At 70.4% G+C, this 18,423-nt stretch carries 17 protein-coding genes; 6 read left to right on the forward strand and 11 right to left on the reverse strand.

From position 1 onward, the window contains the following. Window positions 1-192 precede the first annotated feature (192 nt). Together ACFS27_RS25125 and ACFS27_RS25130 are read right to left on the reverse strand one after the other, a co-directional pair. Window positions 193-2,010 (reverse strand): ABC transporter substrate-binding protein, encoded by a 1,818-nt coding sequence (locus ACFS27_RS25125; RefSeq protein ID WP_377189185.1) that lies wholly within the window; start codon window positions 2,008-2,010, stop codon window positions 193-195. Window positions 2,011-2,245: 235 nt separating this feature from the next. Beyond that, window positions 2,246-2,689 carry a cold-shock protein gene (locus tag ACFS27_RS25130; RefSeq protein WP_377189188.1) on the reverse strand — a complete coding sequence of 148 codons (444 nt, stop codon included), beginning with the start codon at window positions 2,687-2,689 and terminating at the stop codon, window positions 2,246-2,248. 188 nt (window positions 2,690-2,877) lie between these two features. On the opposite strand from ACFS27_RS25130, the gene ACFS27_RS25135 reads away from it, so the two are divergent. Beyond that, window positions 2,878-3,459, forward strand: coding sequence for a histone deacetylase (locus ACFS27_RS25135; protein ID WP_377189191.1), 582 nt, complete (start codon window positions 2,878-2,880; stop codon window positions 3,457-3,459). Between the two features lie 9 nt (window positions 3,460-3,468). Further along, window positions 3,469-3,999: a GNAT family N-acetyltransferase gene (locus tag ACFS27_RS25140; RefSeq protein WP_377189194.1), complete on the forward strand. Its 531-nt coding sequence runs from the start codon at window positions 3,469-3,471 to the stop codon at window positions 3,997-3,999. A 48-nt stretch (window positions 4,000-4,047) separates the two neighbouring features. Here ACFS27_RS25140 and ACFS27_RS25145 read toward each other — a convergent pair whose 3' ends face one another. The 7 genes from ACFS27_RS25145 to ACFS27_RS25175 form a co-directional block, all read right to left on the reverse strand. Beyond that, window positions 4,048-4,836: a GNAT family N-acetyltransferase gene (locus ACFS27_RS25145; protein WP_377189197.1), complete on the reverse strand. Its 789-nt coding sequence runs from the start codon at window positions 4,834-4,836 to the stop codon at window positions 4,048-4,050. A gap of 119 nt (window positions 4,837-4,955) precedes the next feature. Further along, window positions 4,956-6,782: a BCCT family transporter gene (locus ACFS27_RS25150; RefSeq protein ID WP_377189200.1), complete on the reverse strand. Its 1,827-nt coding sequence runs from the start codon at window positions 6,780-6,782 to the stop codon at window positions 4,956-4,958. 198 nt (window positions 6,783-6,980) lie between these two features. Next, on the reverse strand, window positions 6,981-7,940 hold the full coding sequence (locus ACFS27_RS25155; protein ID WP_377189203.1) for a carbohydrate ABC transporter permease: 960 nt from the start codon (window positions 7,938-7,940) through the stop codon (window positions 6,981-6,983). Continuing rightward, window positions 7,930-8,820, reverse strand: a complete 891-nt coding sequence (locus ACFS27_RS25160) for a carbohydrate ABC transporter permease (RefSeq protein ID WP_377189206.1) — start codon at window positions 8,818-8,820, stop codon at window positions 7,930-7,932. Before ACFS27_RS25160 ends, ACFS27_RS25155 begins: the two co-directional genes overlap by 11 nt. Before the next feature lie 2 nt (window positions 8,821-8,822). Then, window positions 8,823-10,136: an ABC transporter substrate-binding protein gene (locus ACFS27_RS25165; protein ID WP_377189209.1), complete on the reverse strand. Its 1,314-nt coding sequence runs from the start codon at window positions 10,134-10,136 to the stop codon at window positions 8,823-8,825. 45 nt (window positions 10,137-10,181) lie between these two features. After that, window positions 10,182-11,804, reverse strand: coding sequence for an FAD-dependent oxidoreductase (locus tag ACFS27_RS25170; protein WP_377189212.1), 1,623 nt, complete (start codon window positions 11,802-11,804; stop codon window positions 10,182-10,184). Further along, on the reverse strand, window positions 11,801-12,907 hold the full coding sequence (locus ACFS27_RS25175) for a LacI family DNA-binding transcriptional regulator (RefSeq protein ID WP_377189215.1): 1,107 nt from the start codon (window positions 12,905-12,907) through the stop codon (window positions 11,801-11,803). The genes ACFS27_RS25170 and ACFS27_RS25175 overlap by 4 nt, the downstream gene beginning before the upstream one ends. 272 nt (window positions 12,908-13,179) lie before the next feature. On the opposite strand from ACFS27_RS25175, the gene ACFS27_RS25180 reads away from it, so the two are divergent. Both ACFS27_RS25180 and ACFS27_RS25185 read left to right on the forward strand, forming a co-directional pair. After that, window positions 13,180-14,883 carry a DUF1349 domain-containing protein gene (locus ACFS27_RS25180; protein ID WP_377189218.1) on the forward strand — a complete coding sequence of 568 codons (1,704 nt, stop codon included), beginning with the start codon at window positions 13,180-13,182 and terminating at the stop codon, window positions 14,881-14,883. Between the two features lie 57 nt (window positions 14,884-14,940). Continuing rightward, a complete protein-coding gene (locus tag ACFS27_RS25185; protein WP_377189221.1) occupies window positions 14,941-15,486 on the forward strand; it encodes a hypothetical protein in 546 nt (181 codons plus the stop codon). A 46-nt stretch (window positions 15,487-15,532) separates the two neighbouring features. Here the strand turns inward: ACFS27_RS25185 and ACFS27_RS25190 are convergent, their stop codons facing one another. Together ACFS27_RS25190 and ACFS27_RS25195 are read right to left on the reverse strand one after the other, a co-directional pair. After that, the gene (locus tag ACFS27_RS25190) at window positions 15,533-15,907 is read right to left on the reverse strand and encodes a VOC family protein (protein WP_377189224.1); all 375 of its coding nucleotides are present in this window, start codon (window positions 15,905-15,907) and stop codon (window positions 15,533-15,535) included. Between the two features lie 87 nt (window positions 15,908-15,994). Further along, complete coding sequence (locus ACFS27_RS25195; protein ID WP_377189227.1) at window positions 15,995-16,450, reverse strand: MarR family winged helix-turn-helix transcriptional regulator; 456 nt, start codon at window positions 16,448-16,450, stop codon at window positions 15,995-15,997. Between the two features lie 168 nt (window positions 16,451-16,618). Here ACFS27_RS25195 and ACFS27_RS25200 point away from each other — a divergent pair, with 168 nt between their 5' ends. Further along, window positions 16,619-17,680 carry an LLM class flavin-dependent oxidoreductase gene (locus tag ACFS27_RS25200; protein ID WP_377189230.1) on the forward strand — a complete coding sequence of 354 codons (1,062 nt, stop codon included), beginning with the start codon at window positions 16,619-16,621 and terminating at the stop codon, window positions 17,678-17,680. Next, window positions 17,677-18,291, forward strand: coding sequence for an NAD(P)H-dependent oxidoreductase (locus tag ACFS27_RS25205; protein ID WP_377189233.1), 615 nt, complete (start codon window positions 17,677-17,679; stop codon window positions 18,289-18,291). The genes ACFS27_RS25200 and ACFS27_RS25205 overlap by 4 nt, the downstream gene beginning before the upstream one ends. Window positions 18,292-18,423: the final 132 nt, after the last annotated feature.

Genomic DNA, 18,423 nt, shown 5'->3' on the forward strand with positions numbered 1-18,423 from the left:
ATTGGCCCTTCGAGGCGGACGCAGCACGGCGTCTGCTGGGGAAAGCGATCAGCGTGTCACTATAGGACACCGGATGAAAATTGCCGCCGTTCGCCCAGGTCAGGCCGGGAAATAATCCTGAACGGCGGCAGACAGCCCTGCGGGGAAGGGAACAGACGCTCCCTTCCCCGCAGGTCTTACGTCAGGCTCGCGTCAGGAAGGGCGCGACCACTGCTCGCCGTTCCACATCACGCCGTCCTGCGCGGCGGTGTTCCGCACGTTCTGCAGGTCGGAGGTGCTGGCGATGACACCCGGGTGCGCAAACAGCGGGATACCGAAGAGCGTGTCCCACAGCTGCTTCTCGATGATCACGGTCTGCTCCTGGTGCACCGCCTCGTCGACGGACGAGGCCAGCGTCTTCCAGGCCTCGTCGACGGTCTCGTCGGAGTACTCGCCGTAGTTCTGCGTGCCCGGCGTCGAGTAGATGTTCTCGCCCGAGGCGATCTGGCCGGAGCCCGCCCACGCGAACATGGCGACCTCGTAGTCACCGTTCGGCAGTGCCTTGTCGAAGAAGTCCGGCGCGGCGGTGTCGACGACGTCGAAGCCGACCTGGTCGCACGAGGACTTGATGGCCTCGACCTGGGCCGCACGACGCGGGTTCGGAGCGGCGTAGCCGATGCGGACCTTGACGCCCTCCTCGAGGCCGGCGGCCTCGAACTTCTCCTTGGCGGCGTCGAGGTCGACCTCGTCGTACCGGCCGTCATAGGAGCCGGACACGACGTCCTCGTAGTTGTCCTGGAACGGGAAGACCTCGCGGGCGTTCATGACCGTCGCCTCGGGGGCGATCGGCTTGATCAGGTCGTCCACCATCTTCTGGCGCGGCACGCAGTGCGCGAACGCCTCACGGGCCTCCAGGCTCTCGGCGAAGAGGGCCTTGTCGCGGAAGTTGAAGTCGAGGTGCTCCCAGGTCAGGCCCTGGTCGGTGTCGACGTTGACGGCGTCACCGAGCTGCTCGAGCTGCGTCACGGTGTCGACGGTCGGGCCGTTCGGCTGGATGACGTCGAGGTCACCGTTGGCGAGCGCCTGGATCTGCGCGTCGGCGGCGACGAAGCGGAACGTGAGCTCCTTCGTGGCGGCCGGCGTGCCCCAGTACTCGGGGTTGGCCTCGAGGGTGATGTACTGCCCGCCCTCCCAGCCGTCGGCCTTGAAGGTGTACGGGCCGGTGACGGGAGCGACTGCCGGGTCGGGAACCTGGCCAGGCTGCGAGAGCCAGCCCTCGTTCCAGAACTTGGCGGCCTTCTTCAGGACCGGCAGGTCACGCTCCTGGATGGCGGTGACGAGCTCCTCGGTGGAGACGCCCGCCTGCTCCGCGGCGACGTGCGCGGGCAGGGGCGGGTACGAGTGGATCTTCCAGTCGGCGTACACGCGCTCGTAGTCGTACGTGAAGGTCTTGGCGTCCACGGAGTCCGCCTGCGGGCCCTCGGGAACGTAGTCACCCAGCGACAGGCCGTCGATGTGGTTGAAGAGGGGCTTCTCGGTGCCGTCCTCGGTCACCTCGCCGTCGACGGTGATCGCGCGGGCGGCCCAGTCGAGCATGTAGTCCGCGTACGTGACCGGCGTGCCGTCCGACCAAGCAGCCTCGTCGTTGAGGGTGTACTCGACCTGCAGCGGGTCCTCCGAGATGGCCTCGTAGGTGCCGTAGGACTCGTCCGGGCAGATCGTGCCGTCGGTGCCGAAGTAGTAGAACTTGCTGAACAGGCGGTCGGTGACCGCGCTGTTGTACGTGGAGTAGGTCTCCGGGGTCAACGAGTTGTAGCCGAGGAACTCGTCCTCGACGGACACCTTGATCTCGCCGTCGGCGGTCTCGACCTCACCGAGGTCGGCCTTGCACGGGCCGTCGGCCTCTGCCGATGACGCGGTGGACTCGCCGTCCGCCGGGTCGTCGCTGCCAGCAGGGCTCGTGCACGCCGAGAACAGCAGCGCACCCGTGGCGGCCACTGCGACGGCGGCGCTCAGTCGCCTGATCTTCAATGTTCCTCCTCAAAAGGATGCCGGCGACGGAATTTTGGCAGCGCGCCGTAGCGCGCGCCAGGGTGAGACGTCCGTCACCGTCATGGTTTCCGGCCACGCTACTCACGCGATGGGAGGGTTTGCCCTACTTCGCCGTTTGCCCGATCTGATCGTTACCGACCTGATATCGCCCCGTAGCGGCACCGTCGCCGCGCATCAGAGATGGAAACAGGGCGTTAACACCGGGGAACGAAGCTCACACCCAGCCGTGCGAGCGCGCCACCGCGACGAACACGCCTCGGGTCGCGAGCACCTGCTCGGCGGTGAGGCTGGGCACCCCCGCGAGGAGCACCTCGGTGACCTCCGCCGCGAGCTCTCGCTCGGACGGCGCGTCGCCGTCGGGCCTCGACCCGGGGTCGGGCAGCGGCGGGAGGAAGGCCGGGGCGGGCGCGGACGGCGCTCCCGCGCCGACTGCAGCCGTCGCCAGCGCCGGGGCCGGTGCGACCAGGGTGACCGTCGAGGCCTTCAGGCCCCTGTCACCGTCCTCGACCGCGAAGTCCACCACGGCGCCCACCGCGAGATGGCGCTTGTCGAACTCGAGGTCGTTGACGTGGATGAACACGTCGTCGCCGCCCGTGTCCGGCGCAACGAACCCATAGCCACGAACCTCATCGAACCTGATGACCTTGCCTTGAACCACGACACACACTCCGCCTCGTAAGAATCCCTGCTTCGTCGAGTCTAGGACGCTTGTCCAACTCCGCCTCGTCAAACGCGCGTCGTGTCGCCCTGGTTCCCCCGAAGAACCTTCGGCGCGTAGCGTGTCGGTCGTTTGTGCCGCACCACCGTCGCCGAGGAGATCGACCGCTGAGCACCGAGGTCTGGTACGTGAGCTACGGGTCCAACATGTCCAGGACCCGGCTGGCCTGCTATCTGGCGGGCGGGCGGCCTGCGGGTGCGCAGCGGCACCACGAGGGCGCACGCGACCGCACCCTCCCGCGGGAGGACCGGGCGGTCCACCTGCCCGGACGCCTCTGGTTCGCCGGTGAGTCGTCCGTATGGGGTGGCGGCATGGCGTTCTACGACCACGACGCGGTCGGCCCGACGCCGGCCCGCGCCTACCGCATCACCGCCGCCCAGCTCGCCGACGTCGCGGCGCAGGAGATGCACCGCGCCCCCGCTCCGGACGACCCGCTGGAGGCCGTGCTCCGCGCGGGCATCGACGGCCGGCACGCCGCAGGGCCGGGGCGCTACGAGACCCTGGTCGCCGTCGGGCACCTGGACGGGCTGCCCATGCTCACGTTCACCGCGCCGCACGGGCACACGGAGCTGCCCCACGCGGCGCCGTCGGCCGCCTACGTGGCGATGATCGGGGCGGGTCTGCGGGAGGCGCACGGCTGGTCCGAGACCGAGGTGGCTGCCTACCTGGCGACCGTCGTCCCTCGCGCCGACCCGGGCGGACGGCGCTAGCGTGCCGATATGACGATCCGCACGTTGGCGACCTCAGAGGTGCTGCGGCGCGCCGACGAGATAGCCAGGATCTACCAGCGCGCCTTCGACTACTCGGACGAGCGCCGCGACCACTTCCGGGACACCCGGATCGCCTACCTTCCGCTGTACGACGGGGCACTGACCTTCGGCGCGTTCGACGGCGAGACCCTGGTGGGGTTCGTGTACGGGTTCGACTACCAGCCGGAGCACTGGTGGCCGCAACAGGTCGGACCGGCTCTCGACCGGGCCGGGCACGCCGCGTGGACGAGGGACGCGTTCGAGCTCAACGAGCTGGAGATCCTGCCGGAGCACCAGGGCAGAGGGCTCGGGACCGCGCTGCTGCGCGCGCTGCTCGACCGGACGCCGCAGCGGCACACGCTGCTGTCCACCACCGCCGACCCGTCCGACCGCGCGAAGCTGCTCTACCGCCGGCTGGGTTTCGTCGACCTGGTGCCGGGGTTCCGCTACGCGGGCATCACCGAGCCGGCGAACATCATGGGGCGACGGCGGGCGGAGTGAGCGTCGTCGGGTCGCCCCGCCTGCCGGCGCCGCCGGCTGCCGGGGCGGTCAGCGCTCCCAGGCGTAGGGCGTCGTCGTGGACACCTTGACGAAGCCGTACCGCTCGAGGATGGGGCGGGAGTACTCGGTCGAGTCGCTGTGGATCAGCGTCTTGCCAAGGGCCAGTGCCGAGCGCGCGCGGGCCGCCGTCAGCGCCCGGTAGATGCCGCGCCCGCGCCACTCCGGCCGCGAGCAGCCACCCCAGACCCCGGCGAACTCGGTGTCGGGCACCGGCTCCAGCCGGCCCGCCGTGACGATCTCGCCGTCGGCCTCCGCGACCCAGAGCTCCATGCCGTCGTCCAGCCCCAGGCGGTGCAGGAGCTGGTTGGCGTGCTTGTCCGACACCGGGTCACCGAACACCTCGTCCGCCATCGTCGACATCGCGCGGACGTCGGGCTCCTCGGTGATGCGCCGCAGGGTGACGCCGTCCGGCAGCGGCACGTCCACCGCGAGCGCCGCGGCCTCGCCGATCATGATCGACTCCGGCTCCTCGGGGACGAACCCGTGCTCGAGCAGCGCCTCGTGGAGGCCGGGGGCGTGGTCGTGGCCACGTGTCTTCCACTCGACGCTCGTGATGCCGCCGTCGGCGCGGAAGTGCGCGACGGCCTGGTCGACCAGCGTGCGGACCCCGGCGTCGTCGGCGCCGCCGAGGTCGCGGTAGGTGACGAAACCGCGGCCGCCGAGGAAGGTCACCAGTCGCAGCGGTCCGAGACGCGTGACGGAGATGGCGCTCGGGGTCTCGGCGTCGGTGCGGAGCTGCTCGTCGTAGGCCTGGAGCAGGCGGGAGGTGTCGGTCATAGGCACACGGTCGTTGGTCGGAGCGGGCCTGGCAACGGATTATGCGGCGCCGCCCGCCCGGAACATGACGGACGTGCAGGTCACCGCGGTGACCTGCACGTCAGACAGCCGCGCGCGGATCAGTCCTTGGTGACCGACCCCTCGACGACGGGCACCCCGTTGCTCGGGGTCGAGGGCGTGTCCTCCTCGGTGGCCGAGGCCGACGTGGAGAGCTCGAACGGCTCTCCGTCGTGCTTCTCGACGCCGGAGTCGACCGTCTCGCGCAGCACCTGGACGGCGAGCTCGCCCTTGAGGACGAGCGGGTCGCGCGAGAGGTCCTTCCACAGCGCGACGCAGAGCACGAGCATCACCACGACGAACGGCAGCGCCGAGACGATGGTGATGTTCTTGAGCCCGTTCAGGGCGCTGGCCGGGTCGCTACCACCGGCCAGCAGCATCGCTGCGGCGACGGCTCCGGTGCTCACACCCCAGAAGACCACGGCCTTCCTGCTCGGGTGCTCGGCGCCGTTCTCGGAGAGACCGCCCATGATGATGGAGGCGGAGTCCGCTCCGGTGACGAAGAAGATCGCCACGAGGACGACCGCGAGGCCCATCAGGACGAGCCCGACCCAGCCGGGGACCGACAAGGCGCCGAGGGTCTGGAACAGGATGAGGTCGAAGTTGATGTCGGCCCCGGCCTCGCCGATGGCGGCGAGCGCCGTACCGGCGTCCTCCGCCTGCTCCGCCCGTTCCTGCAGGCCGATGGCGCCGCCGCCGAAGATCGCGAACCAGACCGTCGAGACGATGGAGGGGACCAGCAGCACGCCGACGACGAACTGGCGCACGGTGCGCCCACGCGAGATGCGCGCGATGAACGGGCCGACGAACGGGGTCCAGGACACCCACCAGGCCCAGTAGAAGATCGTCCAGGTGCCCATCCAGTCGGACAGGGACTGGTCGCCGGAGGCCGCTGTGCGGGAGGCCATCTCGGGCAGGTCGCCGACGAAGGCACCGAGGGAGGCGGGCAGCACGTTCAGGATGAACAGGGTGGGCCCGCCGACGAACACGATGATCGCGAGCACCAGGGCGAGCCACATGTTGGCGTTGGACAGCCACTGGATACCGCGCTCGATGCCGGAGACCGCCGAGATGACGAAGAGGGCGGTCAGGATCGCGATGATGACCACGAGCCCGGCGGTGCCGACGTTGCCGAGGAAGCCGGAGTGCTGCAGGCCGCCGCCGATCTGCAGGGCGCCGAGGCCCAGCGAGCAGGCGGAGCCGAACAGCGTGGCGAGGATCGCCAGGATGTTGATGACCCGCCCGCCGACGCCGTTGACCGCCTTGCGGCCGAAGAGCGACGTGAACATCGAGCTGAAGAGCTGGGCGCGGCCCAGGCGGTAGGTGCCGTAGGCCATGCCGAGGCCGACGATCGCGTACATGGCCCACGGGTACAGCGTCCAGTGGAACAGGGTGGTGCCCATGGCGGTGGCGGCGGCTTCCGGCGTGGAGCCCTCGACCGTTCCTGGCGGCGGGGACATGTAGAAGTACAGCGGCTCGCCCACGCCGTAGAACATGAGGCCGATGCCCATGCCGGTCGCGAACATCATCGCGATCCAGGAGGACGTCTTGTACTGCGGCTTCTCACCGTCCTGGCCGAGCGTGATCTTGCCGAACCGGCCCATCGCGACGACGAGCACGAACACGGTGAACACCGTGGCGGCGATCACGAACAGCCAGCCGAAGTTCTTCAGCACGCCGTTGAGGGCCGCCGTCGAGACCGAGCCCAGCGTCTCGGGGCTGGCGAAGCCCCACGCGATGAACCCGACTGCGATCAGCCCCGCGACGCCGAAGACGATCCTGTCCGTGCCGACTCGTTGCCCGGACGGGCCGAGGGCCGCACGCTCGACACGATGTGCGGCGCGCTGGACCTGGCCCAGCAGGGACTTCGTGGCTTCTGAAGTACTCATCACGACGGCACCCCACTCACCCGGGTCACCGAGGTGTCACACAGGGGTGCCAGAACTCCTTTACATATGATGCGGCGATTACAAGGCGCTTCACGTTAACACTCCATCGAATTTTCACCCTGGCAGACCCTGGCTCCGGCCCGGGCGGGCGCCCCCGCTGCTCCCAGGACGGATGAGCAGGACGACGCCCCGCCGCACTCAGCCCTTGAGCCCACTGTGCGCCAGCCCCTGGACGAACTGCTTCTGCGCCACGAGGAACACGGCCAGGACGGGCAGCACCGTGAGCGTGGTGGCGGCGAGCTGCACGTTCCACATCGGACCACCGTAGGCATCGACGTACTGCGTCAGCGCCTGCGGCAGCGTGAAGCTCTCCTTGCTGGACAGGTAGACGATGGGTTCGAGGTAGAGGTTCCAGGACTTGAGGAACGTGAAGATGGCGACGGCCCCGAGCGCCGACCGCGACAGTGGGAGCGCGATGCGCCAGAAGATCCCCCAGCGCCCGAGCCCGTCGATCCGGCCGGCCTCCTCCAGCTCCTCCGGGAGCGCCAGGAAGAACTGGCGCATGATGAACACGGCGAGCACGGCAGGCGCCCCGAGCATCGGGATGACGATCAGCGGCCAGTGCGTGTTGATGAGCCCGAGGCCGTTCACGATCCGGAACAGCGGGACGATCGTCACCTCCGACGGCACGAGCAGCCCCACGAGCACCAGGACGAACAGTGCGTTGGCCCCGGGGAACCGGATCCGCGCGAACGCGTAGCCGGCCATGGCTGCCACGAGCATGGTGCCGATCGTGACCAGCGCCGCGATGTACAGGGAGTTCCAGTACTGCTGCGCGAACGGCTGAAGGGCGAACACCTGGCCGTACGCGTCGAGCGACGGGTCCTGCGGCCAGATCGTCGGGACCCGGCGCAGGATCTCGCTCATCGGCTTGAGGCTGGACGTCGCCATCCACCAGGTCGGGAAGACGAACGGCACGCTCAGCAGGCACAGGAGCAGGACGAGCAGCCACTGCTTCCAGCGTCGGCGGGCTCGGGCGCCGGACCGGCGGGACCGGGGCGGCGCCGCGGCGGCCCGCCGCGGGTCGCCGGGTCGCCCCGCCGGAGCGTCCGGCTCCGGCGGGCCCGACGTCGTCACGGGTATCACGTCAGACTTCATGGAAGACCCACCTCTTGCGCGACTGCCACTGCAGGAGCGTCAGTGCGAGAACGATGACGAACAGGAGGACCGCGAGGGCGCTGGCGTACCCGAAGTCGTTGAACTGGAACGCCTGCTGGTACAGGTAGTAGACGAGGACGGTCGTGGAGTTCCCCGGGCCGCCGCCCGTGAGGACGTCGATCTGCGCGAAGACCTCCAGCGAGCCGACGATCGTGATGATCGAGACGAGCAGGATCGTCGGGCTGATCAGCGGCAGGGTGATCGACCGGAACCGGCGCCAGGCGCCGGCCCCGTCCAGCCGGGCCGCCTCCTGCAGCTCCTCCGGCACGCCCTGCAGCGCCGCGAGGAACAGGATCATGTTGAGCCCGACGTTCTTGAACACCTGGACGACGATCACCGAGACCATGGCCGTCGTCGGGTGCCGCAGCCAGTTCGGCCCGTCGACGCCGAGCACCGCGAGGAAGCCGTTGATGCCGCCGTCGGCCTGCAGCAGAAAGCTCCACACGATCGTCCATGCGACCAGCGACACGACGACGGGCGAGAAGAAGAACGTCCGGAACGTGGTGGTGCCGGGCAGCCGCTGGTTGAGCAGGACGGCGAGCAGCAGCGCCAGCACGATGTTCAGGACGACGAGCCCGATCGAGAACCAGAGGCTCGCCAGGAGCGCGTCCCCGAGCCCGTCGTCGGACGCGAGGCGCTGGTAGTTGTCCGCGCCGGCGAACGTGAAGGTGCCTGCCAGGACGTTCCACTCGTGCAGGGAGTACCAGACCACCATGCCGAGCGGCAGGACGACGAAGGCGAGCGCGCCAAGGACCACGGGCGCCACCATCGCGTACCCGACGAGCCAGTCACGACGCACTGCCGCTGACACGGTTGCCACGGTCACTCCTCCATCAGCGGCCCGATCGCCGAGCAGGTGTCCGTGAGGACCGCCTCGACGTCGGCGTCCGCCGTCCACAGCGCGTCGAGCTCGGCGCGCACGGTCTGCGACAGCTTGGCGAAGTTCTTGTGCGCCGGCTTCGTCACGGCGTCCTCGACGCCGTCGACGACCACTGCCTGCAGCTGCTCCGCGCTCAGGCTCGGGTTGGCCGCCGCGAGGGTCTCCGCGTTCAGGAGCGACTCGCGGGGCGGCGGGAAGTAGGCGGCGAGCTCCTCGGCGTTCTCCGGGCTGGTGAAGTACGCGAGGAAGTCGGCGGCGACGTCGGGGTGCTCGCCGGCGGCGAAGACGCCGATCCCGGCCTGGCCGACGACGTTCTGCTGGCCGGCCGGTCCTGCCGGCATCGGTAGGACGTCCCATTCGAACGAGCCGTCGAGCGACGACGCCCGGCTGATCTGGGTGATCGTCATCGCGGCGTCACCCGCGAAGAAGTCGGCGGTCGTGCCGGGGCCAGGCATCGCCTCGTCCTTGAACGCGGCGTCGTGGATCCAGGTCATGGCGTCGACCATCTCTGGCTCGGTCAGGGTGCACTGCGTGCCGTCCTCGCTCCAGGGTGCGGCGCCCCAGCCGGACCACACCGTGGCCAGGTTCTCCCACGCCTGGTAGTCGAAGTCCCGCACCACCAGCCCCTGCTTGCCGGTCTCCTCCGCGGTGGCCGCCGAGATGTCCCGTGCGGCGTCGAACGTCCAGTCACCGGACTCGACCAGGTCGGCCGGGTCGGGCTGGCCGGCGGCGGCGAGCTGGTCGGTGTTGACGAACATCGCGAACGGGCTGTTCGAGAACGGGTAGGCGTACAGCCCCTCCCCGTCCTCCCAGAGCCCGAGCGAGCTGGGCACGATGTCGTCCAGTGCGTAGCCCTCCGTGCTCTCCAGCAGCGGGCGCAGGTCGACGAGCGCCCCGCTGGAGACGAACTCCGGGGCGTTGCTCTCGAAGATCCAGGCCAGGTCCGGGGCGTTGCCGCCGGCGAGCTGGGTGGTCAGTGCCGTCGTGTAGTCCTCGAACGGGATGGTCTCGAACGTCACGCTCGACACGAGCTCGGGGTTCTGGGCGACGTAGTCGTCGGCGATGTCCTGGAAGAGGCCGAGCTGGGTCTCGTCGGCGGTCCAGACGGTCATCCGCAGATCGACCGGTTCGGACGGGGCCTCCGGCTCACCGACGGGAGCGTCGGTCCCCCCGCCGCACGAGGTGAGGGCGAGCGCGGCCCCGAGGGCGGCCGCGACTCCCGCGGCCCGACGGGGGGTTGTGTGCTGTGCAGACATCAGTTCTCCTTTGGACTGATCAGCGACGGAGTGTCGCTGGGAAGGTCAGTACGGGTGGACGCCGTCCGGCCAGCGCAGCTCGACACCAGCGGCGACCAGCTCGGCCTGGTAGTCGGCGAGCAGGTCCGGCTTGGCCTGGACCGCATGAGGGGTCCGGCCGGTGGCGAGGCAGTGCGCGGCGAGGTGGCCGGCGGCCTCTCCGACGTTCCACTCGACCGGGTGCAGTCGGTAGCACCCGTTGGTGATGTGGGTGGTGCCGATGTTCTTGTTCCCCGCGAGCAGGTTGGTCGTCCGCTGCGGCAGCAGGGCACCGAGCGGGATCTCGAACGGCGTCGACGGCACGTCGATGTACGTGTCCCCGCCCGTGGACGGGTGCAGGTCGATCCGGTACATGCCCACGCCGACGGAGTCCTCGTACCGGGTGGCGCCCCGGTCGCCGCGCACGGCGTAGGAGACGTCGTTCTCCGTGATCGTCGTCACCGCCTGGATCCGCCGGGACTCCCGGTGGTACGCGGCCTGGGCCAGCCCGTCCGCGCTGCCCATGACGTCCGGGCGGAGCCGCAGCCCGGGGAACCCCGTACCGCCGTCGGCCCGCGGTGCCTCGGTCTGCATCCAGTAGAGCATCGACAGGCTGAGCTGCCGGGCGTCGGCGATCCGGGCTTCCTCGACCTCGCGGGGCACGTCGAGGACGTGGTCGAGGAAGTAGTCGATGCTCGGCCAGTTCACCAGGCACAGGTCGCCGGCGTAGAACCCCGGCTCGTGGAGGTCACGCGCCGCGATGCGCCGGAACAGCCACAGGTTGCCGTCACCGGCGTTCTTCGACTGGTCGGCGTCGACGGCAAGCGGGTCGTCGCCCGGGTTGGGCGTGAACGATCGCTCGTCGAGCGCGAGGGTGCGCGGGTTGGGCGCTGTCCACGAGAGCATCCGCTCGCCGCCCCATGCCGCTGGCGCGTACGAGCGCCAGAAGTCGTAGCGGTCGGGCCTGTCGATCGTGTGGTCCCCGTCGACGTGCTCGACGGCGAAGCACACGCTGAGGGCCTGGACGTTGTCCGGCTGCGCGTCGGAGGGAGCGCTCGGCTCGCCCGTCACGTGCGCCGACTCGAACCCCGTGACGTACTCCGTGCCGGTCAGCGGGAGCAGCTCGCCGGTCTCTGTGGCGTCGATCGTGTACGCGGCGCTCACCGTCACGTCCGGCCGGCCGACGACGGAGGTGAGCGTCACCGACGTCACCCGGTCGCCGTCCGTGGTGGCCGCGATCGGACGGACCCGCTCCAGGAGCCGGATGCGGCCGGCCGAGCGGTGCGGTGCGAGCATCTCCTCCAGCACGCCCACGGCGACCCGCGGCTCGTGGCACAGCTTCGAGACCCATCCGGCGCCCGGGTTGAGCTCCGGCCACGCCCGTGCGGCCGGAGTCAGCGGGTAACGGCGCCGGTAGACGTCCCGGATCCCGTCGCGCAGCGCGCGGTAGCGGGCGGTCACGCCGAACTGCTCCACCCAGGGGTGCTCGTCGGGCGGCACCGCCTGCGAGGTCAGCTGCCCCCCGATCCAGGGGTGCTCCTCGGTGAGGACGACGCGAGCGCCCCGGTCGGCGGCCGCGAGCGCCGCGGCGATGCCGCCGAGCCCAGCGCCCACCACGAGGACGTCGGTCTGCAGGTCTTGATGGGTCACGCGGGGTCCGTCCTGTTGTCGGTCTCTGGCTGGGGTTCGCGGGCCGGTGCGGCGGTGCCGCCCTCCACGTCCGGGCACACGAGGATCTGGTGGAGCTCGACGTCGGCTGCCGTGGCGGTGCGGCCGGTCTCGCGGTCTCGCTTGGGGCCGTCGTCGGCGACGAGGCGGGACAGCAGGTACAGCGCCCGGGCGCCCATCTCCTCGCGGGGGACGGAGAACCCGGACCAGGGCCTGCCGCCGCGGCGCGGGTGGTGCGGCTGTCCGAGCAGCAGCACCGACACGTCGTCCGGCACCTGCTTGCCGCGCCGTTCGAGCTCGTCCGCGAGCTCCTCCGGGTGGTTCTCCGGGGCCACGACCACCGCGGTGAAGCGCTGGTCGACGATCTCGGCCGCCGTGGCGGCGACGTCGTCGAGCTCGACGAACCGCGTGGTGAGCCCCTGTGCCTTCATCGCGCTGCGGTACCCGTCGACGCGGTCGAGGGTCGGCTGGTCGGTGCCGCGCATCCCGACGTAGCCGATGCGGCGGTGCCCGAGCGCGACGAGGCGGTCGATCTGCCGCACGGTTCCCCCGACGTAGTCGGCGCCCACGTACGGCAGCCGGCCGCCGTCGCTCCCCCGCTTGCCGATGAAGACGAACGGGTAGTTGGTGTCGAGCAGGTGCTGCAGCTCTCCCCGGTGCTCGTGCTGTCCGAGCAGGAGGCAGCCGTCGGCCACGCCGAGCCGCTGCCAGCCCTCGCGGGTGAGCCTGCGGCGTCCGTCCTGCACGGGGGCGCTCGTGAAGAGCAGCAGGTCGACGCCGAGCCGTTCGGCGGCGTGCTCGATGCCGACCAGGAAGGGTCCGTAGAAGTCCCGGCTGGCGCGCGGGAACGTCGCCTCGTAGGTGAACACGCCGAGGATCTGGGCGAGGCCCCCGCCCGCGAGACGCTGTGCCGCCGGGTTCGCCGTGTAGCCGGTGATCCGGATCGCGTCGAGCACGCGCTGGCGGGTCTCCTCGCTGATGCGTACTCCGGCGGGCGTGCTGCCGTTGAGGACGAACGAGACGGTGGCCTGGCTGACGCCGGCCATCGCGGCGACGTCCGTCTGGGTGATACGACGACGTGGCACGGCTCCTCCTTGAACCTTGTTCCGACCCCGGCGGCTGATGTCAGGAGTGTCACGGGTCGCTCATCGGCCGGTCAATCAGATGATGCGCATTATTAGCAGGTGCTCCGCGCGGGACCTGCCGTGCGGAACTACCTGTCTGGGCGGTCGCACCTGGTGCGATGGGGCGCATTATCAGTCGACCCGTTGCTGGATCTGATTACCTCCCTTGACCCCCGGTGGGCTCCGCCCGAAGGTTGACGCCGTCATGACACCGCGACAAAGGAGTACGCATCATGGCCTTCCTCACGGCCCGCCGCGCCCTCGCGGGCGCCGCCCTCGCCGTCGTCGCCGGGTTGGTCCCCGGGGTGACCCACGCGGCGCCCGTGCCGCACCCCTCCGACGGTGCGCCAGGCACCGAGCTGCCGATCTTCACCTCGACGGGCGAGATCGTCGACCCGTTCGACGCGTCGCTGCCGCACAACCCGAACCAGGAGTTCATCTTCCCGTCGGTGTTCCACGCCGGTGCGCACCTGGAGAACCCGCTCGGCGAGTGGTACGTCTACTACGCGCCGCACGACGACCCGGGCGGCATCAACCTGATGTACGCCGACTCGCTCGACGGGCCGTGGACCCAGCACGAGGCCAGCCCGGTGGTCGCGAACCGGTGGGAGGGCATCTACGACGTCCCGCACGTCTCCTCGCCCGACGTCGTGTGGAACGCCGCCGAGCAGCGGATGTACCTGTACTTCCACGGCGACAACACGGTGACCAGGTACGCCACCTCGACCGACGGGGTGACGTTCGCGTACGGCGGTGAAGCGGTCACGACGGAGATGGTCGACGCCGCACAGCCGGGCAGGCACGCCACCGAGACGTCGTACGCGCGGGTCTTCCGCAACCCGGACCGCTCGTCGGCCCAGCGCTGGGGAATGCTCTTCATGACCAACTACGACACCAACGTGCGGCACATCAACCTGGCCTGGTCACGGGACGGGCGGGAGTGGCAGGTCGAGCCCGAGCCGATCGTGACCCCCGGTCCGGTAGAGGGCACCAACGTGTCGGCCGCGGACCTGTGGCAGTGGAAGGGGCAGCACTACATCGTGTACGGCGCGACCGTCGGCACGATCCTCGCCCGACCCGTCGACCGCACGCTCACCGAGGTGGGCGAGCCCGAGCCGCTCTTCGTCCCCGAGCCGGCCCCGCCAGAGGCAGGGCGCGCGACGTCGCCGCAGATCGTCCGGGCGGACGGGACGCTGCACCTGGTCTACGAGCACGGGGAGCGCTCGCACACCACCATCGCGCACGCCGTCCTCGACCCGGACGGGGTACGGGACCCGCTGAACACCCGGCCGGAGGACCCGATGTACGCGCAGTGCACGGGCGCCGGCTCGGACGAGCTCGACGGCAGCGGCCTGGACCGGTCGCTCTGGTCGACGGCGGTCCGCGGCGACCTGGACCGCTCGGTCGTGGCGGACGGCGCGTGGCAGATCCCGACGTACCCGGGCAACTCGACGTCGGCACCGCTCCTCCTGCAGCCGGTACCTGACGCGCCGTGGGAGGTCACCACGCAGGTCACGCTCGACCCGCAGGTCAACTTCCAGCAGGCAGGCCTGATCGTCCGGCGCGACGACGCCAACTCGGTCCGGATCGACATCTCGCACGTGGACGCGGGCAAGCGGTTCGACTTCGTGTGGCGCAACAACGGCGTCGACCGGAACAACGCGTGGACGGCGGAGGACTCGGCGCTGGCTCCGCCAGAGACGGGTGACACCGTGTGGCTGCGGATCACCCACCACGGCGCGTGGCTGACCGCGTCGTACAGCATCGACGGCGCGACCTTCGTCAACCTGGGCCGCGCCGCGCCCGCCGACCAGCTCGCCGCGACCGACGTCGGGCCGTTCGCCTACCGGGGGCCCGCGGCCACGCCGGAGCTGACCGCTGCGTTCGACTGGATCCGGTTCACCCCGGACGAGGAGGAGCTGGCCGCCTGCTCGTGATCCGGCCCGGCGGTGCAGGTCGCCGGGGCTGTCGGTGGGCGCTGCTACGTTCCGCCCATGACTGCATCGGATGATCTGCTCCGCCGGATCGAGCAGGAGGCCGCGCTCGGGGAGGCGCTCGTGTGGCCCGGCGACTTCGAGGTCGATCGACGGGAACCCGTAGAGCCTCTCGCCCTCCCCACGGGGATCCCGTTGCGGCCGGTAGCCGGCTGTGCCGCCGGCGGCACATACTTCCTGTGCGGAGAGGCCGGGTCCGCTGCGCGGCCCGTCCTGTACGCCGACTCGGAGGGGCAGGCGACGCTGATCGGCCGTGACCTCGTCGAGGCGATCACGCTGGTCGTCGTGCTGCCGTACTGGCGTGACCTGGCGAAGGGGTACTCGGTCGGCGACCTGGGAGCAGCCGTCCGGGCCGACCAGCCCGACTTCGACGCCGAGCGCGACCGCCTCCTGGACGCGCTCGGTCTCGCCCCCGCCTCCGAGGAGGAGGTCGCCGCACGGCTGCTCGCCGTTGCGGCGAGCACGGCGCCGCACTACGTGCCGGAGGTGCCGGACGACGACGACTACGAGCCGTACGAGCTCCTCTTCGAGCGGGACACGGCGTAGCGGTCTCCCCGTGGGCCCGGTCCAACAGGAGCCGGGGCCGCGGGACTCAGTGGGCGCAGAGGCAGAACGGATGGCCCGCCGGGTCCGCGTAGACGCGCCAGTTGGCCTCCGGGTGCAGCTGGTCGGTGCGCTCCAGCACCGTCGCGCCGAGCTCCAGCACCCGCTTCTCGTCCGCCTCGATGTCGTCCACATCGAAGTCGAGATGCATCTGCTGCGGCGACACCTGGCCCGGCCACTGCGGCGCTCGGTAGTCGTCCACCCTCTGGAAGGCCAGGGGTGTGCCCTCGAACCCGCGCACCTCTACCCAGTCCGGGTCGTCGGCGTCCATCTCGACCTGCCCGCCCAGCAGCTCCGCGTAGAACTCCGCGAGCCGGACCGCGTCCGGGCAGTCCACCGCGACCGCCTGCAGCTTACGAATCATCGTCGGTTCTCCTCGGTCTTGGTCTTGGTCTTGGTCTTGGTCTCGGTCTTGGTCTTGGTCTTGGTCTGTCGAGTCTCGCAGACCGCCTCAGCGCCCCTGGTCGTTCTCCGGGTCGAGGCTGGCCCAGACGTCGGCGAGGCTGCGCAGCTGGTCGTCGTCGAGCCGGTCGAAGAAGAGCGCGCGCAGGTCGCCGTACTGCTGACGCCACGCCTTGCGCATGATCTTTCGGCCCTCTGGCGTGAGGACCGCCTCGAAGCCGCGGCCGTCACTGGCGGACCGCCGCCGCTCGATCAGCCCGCGGGCCTCGAGCCGGTCGGCGAGCCGGGTGAACCCGCCACTGGTCATCACACGGCGCTGCGCCAGCTCCGACATCCGCATGCCATGGGGCCCCGCCTCCGCCAGCAGAGCCAGCACGCTGTACTCGGTCATGCTCACGTTCAGCGGCGCCAGCCCTGCCTCGACCTCGCGCCAGATCCGGTCGTGAGTGAGCAGGAACCCCCGCCATGCCTGATCTTCGAGCTCGCTCAGCCTCTCGGTCGCCATGAGCGGCACGGTAGCCGTACCGGGCCGGTCCGACCAACAGGTGCCTGCCTGCACAAGCACCTCCCACAGACGGAATACCTGCGTGCGCAGATAAGTTGTTTGGGGACGGACCACGAGACGGCCGGTCACCGGAGGCAGACCGTCTCCGCCGGCAGAGAGGGAGCTGAGATGGCATTCGAGATCGGGATCATGACGTTCGGCGAGATCACGGAGGATCCCGCCACGGGTGCCCTGCCGTCACCCGCCCAGCGGGTCCGGGAGACGGTCGAGCAGGCGAAGGTCGCCGACGAGGTGGGGCTGGACCTCTTCGGCGTCGGCGAGCACCACCGCACCGACTTCGTCGGGTCGGCACCCACGATCCTGCTGGCGGCCGCCGCCGAGCACACCACGAACATCAAGCTGACCAGCGCGGTCACCGTGCTCAGCTCAGAGGACCCGGTGCGCGTGTGGGAGCAGTTCGCCACGATCGACCTGCTCTCCGAGGGCCGGGCCGAGATCATCGCGGGCCGCGGCTCGTACACCGAGTCGTTCCCCCTGTTCGGGTACGACCTGCGGAACTACGCCGAGCTGTTCCGGGAGAAGCTCGACCTGCTCCTCAAGATCCGCGACCAGAACCCGCTCACCTGGCAGGGGCGCCTCCGCGCCCCCTTGGTCGACGCCGACATCGCGCCCCGCGCCTACGGGGACACCATCCCGATCTGGGTCGGCGTCGGCGGGTCGCCGGCGTCGGCGGTCAGCACCGGCCGCCTCGGCCTGCCGATGGCGATGGCCCTGCTGCTGGGGCCGGTCAACTTCCACCTGGAGACCGTCGAGCTCTACCGGGAGGCCGCCGAACAGGCAGGGCACGACGCCGCGGCGCTGCCGGTCAGCATCGTCGCCGGCGGGCTGGTCGGGCGGACCAGCCAGCAGGCGCGAGACGGCATGTACCCCTATTTCGCGAAGGGCATGCTGGACAACAACCACCAGCGCGGCGCCGGCTTCCTCATCCCCCGCGCCGCGTTCGACGCGCAGGCGTCGCCGCACGGTGGGCTGCTCGTCGGCAGCCCCCAGGAGGTGATCGACAAGCTGCTCACCTACCACGAGGTGTACGGACTCGGCCGCGCGATCATCCAGATGGGCTTCGGCGGGATGCCGAAGATCGAGCACCTCAAGGCCATCGAGCGGCTCGGCACCGAGGTGGCACCGGTGGTGCGCCGCGAGGTGGCGGCGCGCGAGAAGAGCGCGGCATGAGCGCCACCACCGCCGTCGGGGTCGGGATCGAACCCGCGACACGGCCCTCCGGCGGCCGGGCGCTGCGTGTCGTCGTCGTCAACGGGAGCCCGAGCGTGGAGTCCAAGACGGTAGGGCTCGTCGACGTCGTCCTCGACACCCTGCGCACGATGGTCCCGATCGAGTCGTCCAGGATCGACGTCTACAGCCTCGGGCCCGGGTTCGCCCAGGCGACCGAGCGTGCGGAGGTCACGCCCGACGTCGAGGCCACGATCCGCCGCGTCGAGGAAGCCGACCTCCTCCTCGCGGCGGCGCCGGTGTTCCGCGGCTCCTACCCGGGGATGTTCAAGCACTTCTTCGACCTCGTGGACCAGTACGCGCTCACCAACAAGCCCGTCCTGCTCGCCGCCACGGGTGGGACCGACCGGCATGCCCTCGTCCTGGAGCACGCCCTGCGGCCCCTCTTCGCGTTCTTCCAGGCGCTGACCGTTCCCGTGGCGTTCTACGCGTCCGCCGGCGACTTCGACGGCACGACCCTGCTCAACCCCCGCGTCCACGGACGTATCGAGGTGGGGCTGACCGACGTGGTGGACCTGCTGCGGACCCGCGCGACGGGGGTCACCGACGACTGACTGCGGACGACCGCACACCTGCCGCCGGCTACCCGCAGGCAGCCGGCTGCAGGTCTCGCTGCCGGGCCGGCGGAGGAGCGGGGCGGGTGCGCGACACGAGGTCTCGGTCAGAGCTCGCAAAAGTTCGGCGTA

Origin of the sequence: Promicromonospora vindobonensis, from assembly GCF_042685865.1 — a bacterium.
Taxonomy (GTDB): domain Bacteria; phylum Actinomycetota; class Actinomycetes; order Actinomycetales; family Cellulomonadaceae; genus Promicromonospora; species Promicromonospora vindobonensis.